Genomic DNA, 15,902 nt, shown 5'->3' on the forward strand with positions numbered 1-15,902 from the left:
CTGCAAGGTTTCAAAAACCTTGTAGGTATTAATTTTTTGTTTTATACCTACAAGGTCTCCAAGACCTTGCAGGATATGTTGATAGGATAAATTTCAGTTTCAATTTTTATACAAACCCATCAAAACCTTCTCAGGAGTCATTGGTGCATGGAACTTCAAGTCGTAATTAGGATTAAAAGCCTTAATCGCATTCTGGATCGCAAAATAAGCACCAATCCCATACATTAAAGGTGGTTCGCCAACGGCTTTAGATTTTAAAATGGCCATATCGTTGCCTTCGGTTTCCACAGGAATGACTTCGACCTCTTTTGGAACCGAAAATATATCAGGAATTTTATACGTTGATAGTGCGTTTGACAATAATTTGCCTTCATCATTATAAGCAATCTCTTCCATCGTCATCCATCCAATGCCTTGTGCTAATGCGCCTTCTACTTGACCTAAATCAATACCTTCACTCATGCTTTTTCCGTAGTCATGAACAATCTTGACGGAATCAAACTCATAAATGCCACGCGTGCAATCTACAGTAACTGTTGTGATGGCAGTTCCGTAAACATGATAGGCAAAAGGGTGTCCTTTTTCTTTGGTTTTATCGAAGTGAATTTCTGGTGTGGCGTAATGTGCGTTTTCAGTTAAAGCGACACGTTGTAGCATTGTTTTACTGATGAGTTCTGTCCAAGATAATTCCGTTTTTTTATTATTGACATAAACAGATTCATCTTTTAAAGTGATACTATCCTCTGAAGTATTTAAGTCGTCAGAGGCTACTTTTTTAATACGTTCTAAAAGCGAATTACAAGCCATCAATGTTGCTTTTCCGTTTAAATCTGCCGTAGAACTTGCTGCTGATGGCGAGGTGTTGGCAACTCTGGTGGTATTCGTGGTTTCAATCTTAATCTTTTCAATAGGAATCGAAAATACTTGCGCTGCAATTTGCATCATTTTTGTATTCACACCTTGTCCCATTTCTACAGCTGCTGTGCTGATGCCAACGCTGCCATCTAAGTAAATATGAACCAATGCTCGTGCATGATTCATTGGTGTGTTGGTAAATGAAATGCCAAAGGTAATTGGCATAAAAGCAATTCCTTTTTTGAAACTTGAATTGTTCTTATTAAAGTCTTCAACCTCTTTTTCAAGGGCTTCACTATTGAATATGGCTTTTGCCGAATCCCAAGTGTTTTTAGCTTCTACTTTTTTTGCAATCTGTCCATAAGAAAATGTGTCATTTTCATCCAATAAATTAGCTTCTTGAATTTCTCTAGAACTCACACCAATTTCAGAAGCTGCTTTTGCAATAGCAGACTCAATAACAAACATTCCTTGTGGTCCACCAAAACCACGAAATGCCGTATTTGGTGGTAAGTTGGTTTTACAACTAATCACAGTCGTTTTTACATTCGGTATAAAATAACTATTTGTCGCATGAAACAACGTGCGTTCAGCAATGGCAGGCGATAAATCAGCTGCTGCACCAGAATTCTGAAGAAATTCAGCTTCGTAGGCGAGTATTTTTAAATCTTTAGACAATCCGATTTTATAAGAACTTTCATAAGGATGACGTTTGCCAGTCATTCGTAGATCGTCATGACGATTCAGAATTAATTTCACGGATTGGTTTAAATGATAAGTCGCCAAAGCTGCCATCACTGCCCAAGGTGTCGCTTGGTCTTCTTTACCACCAAATCCACCACCAAGACGTGTGACATCAACTTCAATTTTATGCATCGCAACACCAAGGACATTGGCCACTGTTTTTTGAACAGCTGTTGGTCCTTGCGTGGATGAGGTGATTTTTATAGTGCCATTTTCTAAAGGTTCGGCATAAGCTCCTTGTGCTTCGATATATAAATGTTCTTGTCCGTTAGAGAAGGTTTCGCCTTCAAAGACATATTCACAATCTTTGAAAGCGTTTTCTACATCACCTAGGCTAAAAGACCTTGGTGCATTGATAAAACTACCTTTTGCTTTGGCTTGCTTTGCAGTTGTGATGACTGGTAATTCTTCAATATCAATTTCAATTAAACCTCTTGCTTTTCTTGCTATGAATTCAGATTCAGCAACAATAAGAGCGATTGGCATTCCCCAAAAATGCACCTCGTGTTCTGCGAATAAAGGTTCATCTTTTATAATGCCTCCAATTTCATTTTCACCGGGAACATCTTTATAAGTAAAAATGCGTTCGACACCTTCTAAGGCTTCGGCTTTAGAATAGTCTATAGATTTTATTTTTCCGTGTGCTTTTGGCGAATCAAAAACCACAGCATGAAAGGTTCCTTGTCGCACATTCACATCATCGACATACAATGATTCTCCACGAACATGTGTGTAAGAATCTAAGTTTTTAATGCTCTTTTTTAAAGCAACAGAAACCGCGTCTAACTTTGAGTTAAGCTTATGATTTAATTTGTTTTTATGCATGCTGAACAAAGTTATGTAGTTGAAACTGCTTCGGGAATAATTCCGTAAAATGTGCAAAGAATAATTGTCTCGCTAGTAAACGTTTATAATCGCTTGTACCACGAACATCACTTATCGGCGAAATTTCATTTTGAAGCATCTCGTTGGCTTCCATTATGGTTTCAATAGTTAATAATTTACTATTTAAAAAAGCGGAAGTCTCATGTAAATATTTCGGAATCGCAGCGACACCTCCAATAGACACATGTGCTTCTGTAATTATATGATTTTCAACGGAAATTTGAATAGCAGAATTTACGCTTGCAATATCTAAATGAGTCCGCTTGCAAACTTTTTCAAAATTAAAAAAAGAGTGTGGTGTTGGTAATTTAAAGCTGATGTCTTTTAAAAGTTCTCCAGCGTTTAAATCATACGTTTTATAACCTTGATAAAAGTTTTTTAGTGCGATGCTGCGTTCTTTCTGATTTTCATCTGAAATAGTAATATCACTATTCAAGCCTAAAAAGAAAATCGTCATATCTCCAATTGGAGACGCATTCACTAAATTGCCTCCAAAGGATGCCATATTTCTAATTTGTTCAGAAGAGACGAGTTTTAAATGGTTTTTTAAGTTGGGTAAAATGGCATTTAATTCAACATGGTTCCATAAATCAGACACTGTTGCGTTGGTGCCAATGGTGCAAATTTCATTTTCAATTGTAATGCCTTTTAAATAATCTTTTTCAGCAATCAAATGGACATCATTATCAATTAAATTATCAGCTTGTTGTACATATAAATCTGTTCCTCCAGATACATATTTTCCTTTGGGCTGATTGAGATCTTTTGCTTCTAAATCTTTTAATCGTTTTGGAATGGAAGAGAAGTACTCAGGTATAAAATTGTTTTTTATGAGCCAATCAAATCTATGGTCTTCTTGATAGTTTTCTAGTTTTTCAACAACTTGATGTGCTGCTTTTTCAATAGCTTTATAGCCAGTGCAACGACAAATATTGCCACTAATTGCGTCGATCGCGTTACTGTAATTTTTTTCAGAATTAGATAAGGCAAAACCAGTGAGCGACACCACAAAACCTGGTGTGCAAAAACCACATTGTGTAGCGTAATTAGCTTTCATGGCTTCTTGAGCCGTTGTTAGTTTGTTTTGAAGATTTGTACCTTCAACCGTGACGATATGTTTACCATGTGCATTTCCTAATGGAGAAATACAAGAGGTAATACTTTGGTATACAATAGTATCATTTTTTAACTCTCCAACTAAAACGGTACAGGCTGCGCAGTCACCTTCACGACAACCAATTTTGGTACCTGTAAGACGTTGTTCGTAGCGTACAAAATCCAATAAGGTCATTCCAGAATGTTCTGAAGTGGTGATGGTTTTGTTATTTAGGATGAAGGTTATCAATTTTTAATTTGTTTTTATATTTAAATACTCTTAAATTTCTGTCTAAAGTCGGCCATCCAACCAGTAATTTTATCCTTTTCATTATCCCATTTTCCTTTGTAACGAACAAGTTTTTTGTTGTAGTCATGATGCAATTCTCCAGGTAAATCTGCTAAAAAAATATCTAATTCTTTTACTCTCCATAATTTCCAATGCTTAAATTCTTCATCATCAATCTGGGTGTTTTTTAAAATTTGCATTATTTCCTATGCGGAGCTTTCTAAAGTATAATGTGAAGGGTATTTTGATTTCGATGCCTCAAATAATCTGAGATTAATTTTTTTGAATTTGTCGACAATTGATTGAATTTGAACCTCTTTATTTTCGTTTGCGCTCATTGGTATTTGATGTAATTTGGTTAATACTCAGTCCTATCTTCTTTTCTAGCCCATTCCTGAAAAGGCTCTAAGGCAATCTCTCTCCCTAATTGCTCAAAAGGAATACTACGCTCAGCATAAGGCAACGGAATTTCTTTATAAATAAATTCATCATCAAAACCAATATTAGCCGCATCTACTTGATTACTGCCATAATAGACTTTATCTGGTCGTGCCCAATAAATAGCACCTAAACACATTGGGCAAGGTTCGCAAGAGGTGTAAATTTCGCAACCATCTAATTGAAATGAATCTAAATTTTTACAGGCATCTCTAATCGCAGTAACTTCGGCATGTGCCGTTGGGTCGTTAGTTGAGGTGACTTTATTATTTCCGCGTCCTACAATTTTTCCGTCTTTAACGACAACACAACCAAAGGGTCCTCCTTCATTATTTTTCATGCCTTTTAAAGCTGCGTTAACCGCTTCTTTCATATAGTGTTCTTTATCTGTCATAGTCACGGTCTTATGAGTTGTTGTTTTATGATTGGTTTTCGCGATTTAGCTAATATAAAGTTTTCTGCGAGATTCTTTTCATTTAGTGAAACTCAATTTTTAAAAGTTGCGAAGCAATGAATTAAAAATTGTTAGTTGAACTAATCCCGATTTTTAGCGGGATCTTTAGATTTCATTCCCCTATGCTATGCATCGAAATAGAGAAGTAAATTTCAACTTGATTCTTCTTAACCTTGGGTCGAGCTTATTCATTTTATGAACTCAAAAAACGGTTATTGCATTCTAAATTCAGATAACATCAAATTAAAATTTACGGCCTTCTTAGTTGGATTAGAAATTATAAACATCCAACAATTTTAATGAATCAACTTATTTGAGCTTTAACATTGTTAAAAATAATAAAAATTTTAAAATATTGTTTTTCAATCTCTTATATGGTTTTTTATGCCTATTTCTTATGTTTTATATTTTTTTAATCATAAATTTAAAGGAGAAAATGAGTTTAGATTGTTTATTAGATAGAGAGTCGCTCAGACCGATCGATTATAATAAAAACCAGCAATAGCATTTTAATAAATGAAACCTGATACTAAATATACTAAAAGTGGAGATGTAAATATTGCATACCAAGTTTTTGGATCGGGAGCTATTGATTTGGTTTATATTCCAGGATGGATTTCTAATATCGATTTAATGTGGGCTTGTCCCGAATTGGTTCATTTCTTAGAAGAATTAGGCAAAATTGCACGTGTGGTTCTTTTCGATAAACGTGGTACTGGCCTTTCGGATCGTGTTGTGGATTTTCCGACTTTAGAAGAACGTATGGACGATATCAGAGCTGTAATGGATGCTGTTAATTCCGAAAAAGCAGTATTGTTTGGACATTCAGAAGGTGGCTCCGTATCAGCACTTTTTGCAGCCACCTATCCCAATAGAACCATTTTACTGATTACATTTGGCATATTCGCAAAACGGATTTATGCTTCTAATTACCCTTGGGCACCAACACATCAAGAGCGTCAAAAGGTTTATGATATGATTGAAAATAGTTGGGGCAGTGGTGATATGAATTTAGAATCTTTAGCACCTTCAAAAGCTAACGATGCTGTTTTTATGCGCTGGTTGGCTAATTATTTTCGTTCAGGAGCGAGTCCGAGTGCAGCATTAGTGATTACTAAAATGAATACACAAGTCGATATTATTGATATTCTGAGTTCTATAAAAGTACCAACGTTAATATTGCAACGCACCAATGATATCGATGTGAAAATTGAAGAAGGACGATTTATCGCAGAACGTATTGAGGGTTCTAAATTGGTAGAATTTGAAGGGAGTGATCATTTATTTTGGACAGGTAACACTGAGGAAGTGTTAGAAGAAATGAAGGCTTTTATATTAAATGTTAAGCCAAAACCTGTTTATGAAAAGCAACTTTTTACCATTATTGTTGGGCGACTTTTGTGTTCTGATACTCATAAAGCAAAGTATCAAGAGTTGATTAATACGCATGTAAAACGCTACAATGGCAATGTGGTGCAGTATAATTCTGAAACATTTACGGTTACTTTTAATGGTCCAAGTAAAGCAGTGTATTGCAGTCTAGATCTAATGGATACGATGTGTGATTTGCCTGCAGAACTCAATATTGCTATTCATATTAAAGAATGTTTTACCAATCATTGTATCAGCAAATCCACAGAAAAATTGGCTGCATCAATTTTTAAACAATCAAAACCTAATCAAATTGTGTTGACGCAAACGGTAAAAAATCTGTTGATTGGTGTTAACTTGAATTTTTCATCTCACAATACAATTTTCGATACGTCATCTGGCGAGTCACTCTTATTATTTAGAGTGAACAAAAAAGCAAAGCAAAGTGCACAGCTCAATAATCTCGAACATCATACATTACCTCAAAATGATGTTTTTTTAGAAAATGTACTTCAAACCATCAATTCAAATCTCAGTAATGAGTATTTTGGTGTGGAGATGCTTTGCAAAGAAGTTGGTTTGAGTGAACGTCAATTGCAGCGAAAACTTAAAGAGATGACTCAAAAATCTCCGAATCAATTAATTTCATCAATTCGACTAAACTTGGCGAAAGAATTAATACAAAGTACCCAAGATACTATTTCTGAAATTGCCTTTAAAACTGGTTTTTCTAACCCATCGTATTTTTCCAAATGCTTTAAAAAAGAATTTGATATCAGTCCTTCTGATTTAAAGAATTAGTAATCACCAAAGCTATCTGGTCTGGATTCAATTTATATTTAGGTGCAACGAATTGCATGTTAATTAATATTGATTTGTCTGGTCGAGCGCAGTCGAGCCCTCAATGAAGATATGAGTTTTCAAAGACTTACCAATTGTGCTCAAGGAGACAAGTTATTTTTTCACCACGATTTCACTATTACAATAGCGCTTTTCAACTCAGTTTTTTCTTGTACTACTTTCTTTTTGTTAGCAAAATTTGAGCAGCAAAATATCACAATTACGAGCGCACTTTTCAACAGAAATAAATCATAAATAATAGCGTGTCGGAAATGTTGCATAACGTCGGTTTTACACCATCAATTTGTCGGGAATGTTTATGGTTTAGGCGCATATGTGTTAACGATAAAGTAGTAATCTAAATACCTTTGTAATCAATAAGTTAAGCCTTCAAATTAACACGGTTTTTAGAGCTTTTAGAGTATCAATTTTTAATCACATTAAAAAAATGAAAACAAGTAAATTATTTCTTTTGTTCCTGCTAATTTTTACTATTTCTAGCTGTAGTTATGATAGTGAAAGTGACTTAATAGAAGTGTCCACAGATCCTGTAGATCCAAATATTTTAGTCAATTATACAGACGATGTTTTACCAATAATGCAAAGTGCTTGTATTGGTTGTCACTCTAGTCCGCCTGTCAATGGAGCTCCATTTGCGTTGGTAAATTTTAGTCAAGTAGATCAAAGAGCCAGTAGTATACTCAATAGAATGAGCTTACAAAGTGGTGCGCCTGGTGCCATGCCTCCATCAGGAAGATTACCACAATCCACCATTGATAAAATACAACAGTGGATAGCAGATGGGCAGTTAGAAAATTAACATTAAATAATACATATAGACATGAAGAAAATGAAAAGTATCACCGCTTTGGTTTTGCTTACAATTGCTCTTACAAACCTAAGTTCAGTTGATGCACAAACTAAATATATTGATAAAAAAGGAAACATCAGCTTTGAAGCTTCGGAAGAACTTTTTGAACCTGTAAAAGCTGCAAATGCTTCTGTTACAGTGATTTTGAATACAGAAACAAATGAAATGGCGTCTTTGGCACTCATGAAGAGTTTTAGGTTTAAAAACTCATTAATGGAAGAGCATTTTAACGAAAACTACATAGAATCGGAGACCTATCCCAAAGCCACGTTTAAAGGAAAATTGATTGATTTTGATTTTTCTAAGTTAGATGAAAATGTTACAGATGTAGTTATCGATGGGAAGATTATGTTGCGTGGAAAAGAAAAAGATATTCGCACTACGCTAAAAATGAATAAGGTAGATGATTTGGTGATGATAAAAGGATCCTTTGTGGTGAGTCCTGATGATTTTGATATTGACATTCCGAACATTGTAAAAAACAAAATTGCAAAAGAAATCATCATCGCTTTAGATTTTAATCTTAGTCAAAAATGAAAAAGAAAACCATCATAATTCTAAGTCTTATTGTCGTCGCCATTGTTATTGGAGCTGGTGTTTACGATTATACATTTAACAGCAAACATAGAGATATTGCTAATGAGGAAGCGACACTAGCATTATCAGCCAACGAACTATTCTCTCATTTTCAAAAGGATGAATTGTTAGCCACAACAAACTACTTAGATAAAGTTATTGAGATAAAAGGAAACGTCACTGCAGTTGAAGACGGAGAAGTGGTTTTGAATGAAAAAATACAAGTCCGATTTACTAATGAAGACCTACCCAAATTGGCAGACAAAACTTTTGTAACACTAAAAGGCCGTTGCGTCGGATATGACGAATTGCTTGAAATGGTAAAAATGGACCAAGCCACAATAATCAATAAATAATATTAAAATGAAATACATATATCTGGTAATTTTTTTACTACCAACATTACTATTAGCACAAGATGATTTATTATCTGAGATCGATGTTGAAACTGAAGCAGATTATAAAAGTGCAGCCTTTAAAGGCTTAAAGATTATAAATTTTGAATCCACCAAAATGATTTCAAAAAAGGAACTCTATTTTGTGGTATCGCACAGGTTTGGTTCCGTAGAAACAGGATTTAAAGACTTTTTTGGTCTAGACCAAGCCGTAACGCGTCTCAATTTGCTTTATGGTATTACTGATGGTATTAATATAGGAGTATCACGGAGTTCATTTCGAAAAATTTATGAATCGTCACTTAAAATGCGATTGGTTAGAGAAAAAAAAGGAGGCTTTCCGTTCACCATTGTAAGTTCAAGTAATATTTTAATTAATACGTCTTTGGACGATGCCATATTACCTGGTTTAACTTTCGAAAATAGACTCGGCTACACCACACAGTTATTAATTTCAAAAAAGTTTAGTCCAGATTTTTCACTTCAATTAATGCCTACATTTTTTCACGATAACTATGTAGATATTGATGAGCAACACAATTCTCAATATGTCATTGGTTTTGGTGGACGACATAAATTAACCAAACGATTATCGGTTAATTTAGAGTATGGCTATCATTTAAATAGAGCGGAAAGTTCACCATTTGTAAATCCACTTTCAATTGGTTTAGACATAGAAACTGGTGGTCACGTATTTCAGTTGCATTTCACTAACGCACAACCTATGAATACGAATGGGTTTTTAGGACAAGCCACAGGAGATTGGGGAGATGGTGATGTATTCTTCGGCTTTAATGTTTCAAGAGTATTTTAAAATGTTAGAAGCAACGAGAAACACATCCATGGCAAAAATACATGTTGAGCAAGGCTTTTGTAAAAGTTGTTCAGTTGGTATTAAAATGCAATTACAAGAAATTGAGGCGATTTCTAATGTGAGATTGTATCCAAAAGAATCACTCGTCACCTTCAACTTTATAAAAGCAGATAAATTGTCTGCGGCTTTAAACGTTCTGTCAGATATCGGCTATCCTGAAAAAGGTGAAAACATTTGTAGCGAACCATTTTCGAATACGGTTTGTAGTTGTTAGAAACATTTTTATTGATCCCAATTGCTATGAAGGATGAATAAGGGAAAAGGGCTTCTTTTAGGAGGAGCCTTTTTTAAAAAAGCGATGACAAACACATAAGATGAAACGCAAACGGTACTGCGTCAATTGTACCCATATTAATTATAAAAAAAAAGCATGAAAAATTTATTTGTTTTAATTTTTGCCAGTCTGATAGCCATGAGTTGCGGTTCGGATGATGGCTATGGTTCTGATCCAGAACCAAACGTTGAAAATTCCGTAAGACTCCGTAACGATGCTACATTTGGTAATGTCCTTACAACTGATAGCGGATTTACACTTTACTTTTTTGCCCCAGATGCAAAAGGAGCAGCCAATTGCTTAGGTGGTTGTGCTGAAAACTGGCCAGCATTTTTTGCTGCAAACCTTACGTTAGATTCAGGTTTAGAGGCTTCAGATTTTGGCACGATTACAAGATCCGATGGTCAAAGTCAGAATACCTATAAAGGCTGGCCATTATACACCTTTATTAACGATGCCGAAGCAGGTCAAATCAATGGTGATGGTGCCGGAGGAACTTGGTTTGTAGGTAAGCCAGATTATTCTGTGATGCTAGTGCGTTCGCAATTGGTAGGACGAGATGCTAACGGTAATGAGACCAACCTTAATAGTGCTTTTGAGCCAGGTGATGAAGCGACGTTTTACATTACTGATGATCGTGGGAATACGCTGTATCATTTTATTAATGATCGTAATGGAGTTAACAATTATACGGCTTCAGATTTTTCAAATAATGGGTCTTGGCCAATTTTTCATACAGATGTACAACATGTGCCAAGTGCTATTAATATTGCTGGTTTTCAAGTTATAGATGTTTTTGGACAATCGCAGTTAACCTACAAAGGTTGGCCCTTATATTATTTTGGTGGAGATGAAAATAGAGGCGATAATTTTGGAGTTGGATTTCCAGCGGCTGGAGTTTGGCCAATCTTAAATGCTGATACTGAAATCGCACCAGAAGATGATGGTGGCATAGAGCGCGTATTTGAGGTGTCAAACACTGGAGCGTCTGCATATGTATTTGAATTTACTGATGTTCCAAATCCTGCTTTAGAATTGAGAAGAGGGTTTACATATGAATTTAATGTGAACAGTCCTGGACATCCATTTATCATAAAATCCGTTCAAGGATCAGGAACAGGTAATGCTTTTAATGAGGGTGTTGCAAATAATGGTATATCTAATGGTGTAATTACATTTCAAGTTCCAGAAAATGCGCCAGATACTTTGTTTTACAACTGTGAATTTCATGGAGTGATGACAGGTACTATTACGATAATTGATTAGAGTTTGAGTTTTGATTAGTTAATTGGTAATCCCCAAGAAATTAAGGGTCTTGGGGATTTTTTTGTTTTAGAATAAAAAGTAAGGATAAGGCGCAACCTGAATTGAAGAATTTGAGACTTATTTTGTGTCAGATGACGTTTTAAAAACCTAGACAACCTTAAGTTTTGTGCATAAAAAACCCAATTCAGATGAATCGGGTTTTGTAATTAATTGTAAATTTAGTTAGGCGACACATTTTGAAACAGGAAGGCAAGCAGGCGTTTCAACCTTAAAAATAGGTTTCAAGAACTTGGCTAATTGTTCAAACTCAATTAAAAAAGCATCATGTCCGTGGATCGATTTAATTTCTTGAATCGTCACATTATCTTTGACACTTTTCAATTCCACAAACGTGTCCCAGTTTTCTTTCGCTTTAAAAAACAAATCAGAATTAATGGTGATGATGTGAATGTCACTTTCAATTTTAGAAGCCACTTCCAGAAAATTAGTCTTACCGTCAGTTATATCGATCGTTCTTAATATTTGATTCATCAACTTATAAGCCGACACCTGAAAACGATTTTCGAGCGCAGAACCATGATAATTCAGCCATGATTCAATATTAAAAAGCGTAGCGTCTTGTTTAGTTCTTCCAAACTTTTGTGTTAAAGATTCTGGTGTTCGATATAAGGTCATAGCATGCATTCTGGCATCAGCCAAAGGTTGCGAAGAATGGTTTAATAGCGCATCTTGGATGTGGCAATTTGCGATTAACCAGTCTGTAGATTTCCAATCTGTAGCGATCGGAATTAAGTGTTCTATAAGTTTTGGTTTTAATGCTGCCAATTCCCACGCAATGCCTCCTCCAACCGAACCTCCGATTACAGCAAATAAGTGTTGAATATTAAGCTGTTCTAATCCAAGAGCGAAAATTTCGGCAATAGTCTTAGCTGTAAAATCCTTATAATTATCAATGAGATGTTCAGGATGATTATCGTAGCCATTTCCCGGAATATTGAACGCTAAAATGGTATAATGATTGGTGTCAATACATTTGTGGTTTCCAATAAGATCATTCCACCAACCGTTATCGCCAATGACGTTAGAGTTTCCTGTAAGGGCATGGTTAACCAAAATAATTGGAGCGGAATGTAAAGCTTTGCCAAACGTTTGATAAGACAAGTTTATAGCTTTTTTGCTCCCACTAGCTGTTGTAAAATTAGAAAGATGTATATGATGCAGTTTTTCCATTTTAAAAAGGATGAAGTAAATCGATGTCTCTCGTAAAAAAAAGACATCGATTTTTAATTAAACAAAGATTAAATAGCGCTTAATTTTGAAGGGCTTTTTTCTCTTTTACCACTGCGAATGCAGCTTTTAAATCGGCTTTTAAATCATCAATATTTTCAATACCAACCGAGAGACGAATAAGGTCTTTAGTGACACCAGTAGTCTCTTGTGCATTATCATCTAATTGTTGATGCGTAGTGCTCGCAGGATGAATAATGAGTGATTTTGTATCTCCAATATTAGCCAAAAGTGAAAATACCTTTGTTGTATCGGCAATCGTTTTTGCAGCTTCATAACCTCCGTCAGCTCCAAAAGTGACAATACCACTCTGACCTTTTGGTAAATAGCGTTTGGCCAAATCATTGTATTTGCTCGATTCAAGTCCTGGATAGTTGACCCATTTCACTTCTGGTTGTGCTTGTAACCATTGCGCTAATTCAAGTGCGTTTTCGCTATGTTTTTTAATACGTAATTCTAAAGTTTCTAAACCTTGAATAATTTGAAACGCATTAAACGGACTCAAAGCTCCACCATAATCACGTAGGCCTTCAATTCTAATTTTAGCAATAAATGCTGCTGCACCGATAACTTCGCTATAGACTAAACCATGGTAACCAGCTGATGGCTCTGTGAATTCTGGAAATTTGCCGTTAGTCCAATCAAAAGTACCAGCATCAATAATGATACCTCCAAGAGACGTTCCGTTGCCATTGATGTACTTGGTTAAAGAATGAATGACAATATTGGCTCCATATTCTATTGGATTTAATAAAGAAGGCGTTGCTACGGTATTATCGACAATTAAAGGCACTTTGTGTGCTTTTGCAGCTACAGCAATGGCTTCAATATCTAAGACATCTAGCTTTGGGTTTCCTAGAGATTCTATAAAAATAGCTCTGGTGTTTTCTTGCGCTGCTTTCTGAAAATTTTCCGGATCAGATGGATCTACAAACGTGGTGGTAATACCATGTCTAGAAAGCGTGACACTCAATAAATTGTAGGTGCCTCCATACAAACTACTAGACGCTACAATATGATCGCCTGCGCGCAATAAAGTAAGCAATGTAGTTGAGATTGCTGCGGTTCCAGAAGCGGTTGCCACTGCTGCAATACCGCCTTCTAAGGTAGCTAGACGTTGTTCTAAAATGTCGTTTGTAGGATTGTTTAATCTGGTGTAGATAAATCCTGGAACAGAGAGATTAAATCGTCCTGCTGCGTCATCCGAATCATCGAAAACATAAGCTGTAGATTGGTAAATAGGAACAGCTCTTGTGCCTCCTGTTAAATTGGTGTCGTGTCCTGCGTGCAACGCTTGGGTTGCAAATTTTTGTGTACTCATTTTTCTTGTTTTTTGAGTTAATAAAAAATTAATTCAAACCAATAATGAAAACTAATTTCATGCTCGGAAACGCTATAAATAGCGTAAATACTAGAAAAATGTTATAAAGAAAATGCTAATTACAGATGGGTAATTAGTCTTGAGTTATCTATCCAATGTTTCGATTAATGAATCGAAATATTAAGTAGAATTTAGCACCTTCTCAGTAAATCTAAGGGTTGCTAAGGCTTCAACGAGTCTATCTCTCCGCCTTTCTTGATAACATTTTCGGAAAATTAAAAAAATATAATTTTCCTGTCAGTAAGTGTTTGAACTTTGTGAGCACAAATATTGCAACACAAAATTTTAATATCCAAATTAAATCAAGGTTTTTCTGTTTTTTTTGTGAAATTCAAAAAATATCTAGCGATTATTTAGCAGATACTTATTTTGAATAATCGCACCAACAGGTTTATTTTCAATTTTACTCTCTAGCCAAGAAATAATATCTAAATAGAGGAAAGCTCTACGTTCAAACGGGTGATCTTCGTAAGTTCTGAGCGTCACTAATAAATCTTTAAATGCATTTTTAAGATCGTGAGGGTAAATATCTTGAAGGCCTCTAATAAATTTTATCATTTCTTTTTGCACTTCATGCAAGTCATTCATCTTTATTAAAAACTTGTAGGTACTTCTTAAAAGCGTTTCTAAATGATAATCTAAACCTGCTTCGTAATGGGCTACAAGATTCAAAACTCTTGAAAAGCAAAGTAAATCTTCGCGCATTGAAAGCGATTTATTCGAAATAATTTTATCTAAATATACAATACATGCTTTATTGTTGCCTGCACCAAAATGTAAACTAGCAAACTTGTAGTAAAAAATCATTTTATGGTGCGGATCAATACGATCTTTAAAGACAGTAAGTTGTTTTTCAATCTCAGGAATCAAGGACAAACCTTTCTCAAAACTGCCATCGATAAAATGCTGATTGATACTATGAAAATTGGTGTAGAGAAAAATCAACGTCGACACATTTTCGTCTTTATTGAATTTGGTATTGGTCACCGTAGTTTTAAAATGCTTTAATTTTTTTACGAATTTCGGCTTATTTCTAATAAAGTAAATCGACTCTAGTAAATAGTTGTTTCCTTTTAAATAAAACACAGGATTAAGGTTAATCATGCTTGGGTTTTGATGAAACAGATCTACCCATTTTGAAGCAAATTTATAGCAATTCAGAAAATCTTGCATTAAAAAACTGTACCACAAATGCGCTTTGTAATACCAAAGTTTTTCTCTAAATCCAACTTTTTTAAGATTGAATTTTGGCAGCCGATCATTAAAGTATTTCGTAATTAAAGTACTCTCTTTTTCGTTTTTTACATAGCCCGTTTTAAGAATGGTACTGTAGAGTTGAAGTGATAGGTTAGATAATTTACTAGCAATTACATTTTGAGCACTCAACGTTTTGGCTTGCACAGCTAATTCATCTGCTCTGGTGTTAATACTTCGGGTAATGTATTGAGCTTCAATGATTTTTTCAAGTTCTACTATTTCGAATGCTGAATTTTTTTCTTCATTTAAAATGGCCAATTCTTTGGCTTTATCTAAAATTTTTAAACTCTGTTTGTATAAACCTTTATGGTATAAAATTGAAGCAAAATCGAGTTGTTCTCTAATTTGTAAACGTATATTTTGATGCGAAGGGTTAAGCTTTAAGCTAATTAGAATTTGTTTGTATAAATGTGCTTTTACGTTGGCGAGTTGCTGTTTTTTTACAATACCCGTTTTTATAATTGCAGCTTCGTTGTAAGTTTTTGCTTTATCTAAAAGATTAAAAAGTTTTAAGAATTTAGAATCAGAATTGACACCAAGTCTCCCTACATAAAGTTTGAATTGCCGTTTTTCAGACTTTGTCAAGGACTTTACAAGTGAGAATAAATTATCTTTTTGGTCTTTAGTTGTCAATAGAAAATAGGCTTATGGTTCTTTAAATCAGTATTTTAATATATTATTTTGCTTTTGAACATCGTAAAGTGCAGCTAAAGTTGCGGTGACTTTTGGTATTCAAAATATATATTCGTG

At 34.8% G+C, this 15,902-nt stretch carries 14 protein-coding genes and 1 riboswitch; of the genes, 7 read left to right on the forward strand and 7 right to left on the reverse strand.

The genetic code is table 11. The features are described 5' to 3' along the window. Positions 1–99 precede the first annotated feature (99 nt). The 4 genes from AB8B52_RS02075 to AB8B52_RS02090 all read right to left on the reverse strand — a co-directional run bounded on the left by AB8B52_RS02075 (position 100) and on the right by AB8B52_RS02090 (position 4,700). Positions 100–2,424 (reverse strand): xanthine dehydrogenase molybdopterin binding subunit, encoded by a 2,325-nt coding sequence (locus AB8B52_RS02075; protein ID WP_406024747.1) that lies wholly within the window; start codon positions 2,422–2,424, stop codon positions 100–102. Continuing rightward, the gene (locus tag AB8B52_RS02080; protein WP_406024749.1) at positions 2,417–3,829 is read right to left on the reverse strand and encodes an FAD binding domain-containing protein; all 1,413 of its coding nucleotides are present in this window, start codon (positions 3,827–3,829) and stop codon (positions 2,417–2,419) included. The genes AB8B52_RS02075 and AB8B52_RS02080 overlap by 8 nt, the downstream gene beginning before the upstream one ends. Positions 3,830–3,849: 20 nt before the next feature. Further along, positions 3,850–4,068 (reverse strand): hypothetical protein, encoded by a 219-nt coding sequence (locus tag AB8B52_RS02085; protein WP_406024751.1) that lies wholly within the window; start codon positions 4,066–4,068, stop codon positions 3,850–3,852. Positions 4,069–4,226: 158 nt separating this feature from the next. Next, positions 4,227–4,700: a nucleoside deaminase gene (locus AB8B52_RS02090; protein ID WP_406024753.1), complete on the reverse strand. Its 474-nt coding sequence runs from the start codon at positions 4,698–4,700 to the stop codon at positions 4,227–4,229. Between the two features lie 576 nt (positions 4,701–5,276). On the opposite strand from AB8B52_RS02090, the gene AB8B52_RS02095 reads away from it, so the two are divergent. The 7 genes from AB8B52_RS02095 (at position 5,277) to AB8B52_RS02125 (ending at position 11,227) form a co-directional block, all read left to right on the forward strand. Next, complete coding sequence (locus AB8B52_RS02095; RefSeq protein WP_406024755.1) at positions 5,277–6,932, forward strand: alpha/beta fold hydrolase; 1,656 nt, start codon at positions 5,277–5,279, stop codon at positions 6,930–6,932. A 487-nt stretch (positions 6,933–7,419) separates the two neighbouring features. Beyond that, complete coding sequence (locus AB8B52_RS02100) at positions 7,420–7,791, forward strand: hypothetical protein (RefSeq protein WP_406024757.1); 372 nt, start codon at positions 7,420–7,422, stop codon at positions 7,789–7,791. Between the two features lie 30 nt (positions 7,792–7,821). Then, the gene (locus AB8B52_RS02105) at positions 7,822–8,379 is read left to right on the forward strand and encodes a YceI family protein (RefSeq protein WP_406024759.1); all 558 of its coding nucleotides are present in this window, start codon (positions 7,822–7,824) and stop codon (positions 8,377–8,379) included. Continuing rightward, positions 8,376–8,774 (forward strand): OB-fold protein, encoded by a 399-nt coding sequence (locus AB8B52_RS02110; RefSeq protein WP_406024761.1) that lies wholly within the window; start codon positions 8,376–8,378, stop codon positions 8,772–8,774. The genes AB8B52_RS02105 and AB8B52_RS02110 overlap by 4 nt, the downstream gene beginning before the upstream one ends. 7 nt (positions 8,775–8,781) lie before the next feature. Next, positions 8,782–9,627 carry a DUF5777 family beta-barrel protein gene (locus AB8B52_RS02115; RefSeq protein ID WP_406024763.1) on the forward strand — a complete coding sequence of 282 codons (846 nt, stop codon included), beginning with the start codon at positions 8,782–8,784 and terminating at the stop codon, positions 9,625–9,627. Between the two features lie 28 nt (positions 9,628–9,655). Continuing rightward, positions 9,656–9,901: a hypothetical protein gene (locus tag AB8B52_RS02120; protein WP_406024765.1), complete on the forward strand. Its 246-nt coding sequence runs from the start codon at positions 9,656–9,658 to the stop codon at positions 9,899–9,901. Positions 9,902–10,057: 156 nt separating this feature from the next. Next, positions 10,058–11,227, forward strand: coding sequence for a hypothetical protein (locus AB8B52_RS02125; RefSeq protein ID WP_406024767.1), 1,170 nt, complete (start codon positions 10,058–10,060; stop codon positions 11,225–11,227). A gap of 222 nt (positions 11,228–11,449) precedes the next feature. Here AB8B52_RS02125 and AB8B52_RS02130 read toward each other — a convergent pair whose 3' ends face one another. The 3 genes from AB8B52_RS02130 to AB8B52_RS02140 form a co-directional block, all read right to left on the reverse strand. Continuing rightward, complete coding sequence (locus AB8B52_RS02130; RefSeq protein ID WP_406024769.1) at positions 11,450–12,457, reverse strand: alpha/beta fold hydrolase; 1,008 nt, start codon at positions 12,455–12,457, stop codon at positions 11,450–11,452. A gap of 79 nt (positions 12,458–12,536) precedes the next feature. Then, positions 12,537–13,835 carry an O-acetylhomoserine aminocarboxypropyltransferase/cysteine synthase family protein gene (locus tag AB8B52_RS02135; RefSeq protein ID WP_406024771.1) on the reverse strand — a complete coding sequence of 433 codons (1,299 nt, stop codon included), beginning with the start codon at positions 13,833–13,835 and terminating at the stop codon, positions 12,537–12,539. A 141-nt stretch (positions 13,836–13,976) separates the two neighbouring features. Then, positions 13,977–14,100: riboswitch (SAM riboswitch) on the reverse strand. Between the two features lie 137 nt (positions 14,101–14,237). Then, complete coding sequence (locus AB8B52_RS02140) at positions 14,238–15,785, reverse strand: hypothetical protein (RefSeq protein ID WP_406024773.1); 1,548 nt, start codon at positions 15,783–15,785, stop codon at positions 14,238–14,240. Positions 15,786–15,902: the final 117 nt, after the last annotated feature.

Source organism: Winogradskyella sp. (assembly GCF_045105575.1).
Taxonomy (GTDB): domain Bacteria; phylum Bacteroidota; class Bacteroidia; order Flavobacteriales; family Flavobacteriaceae; genus Winogradskyella.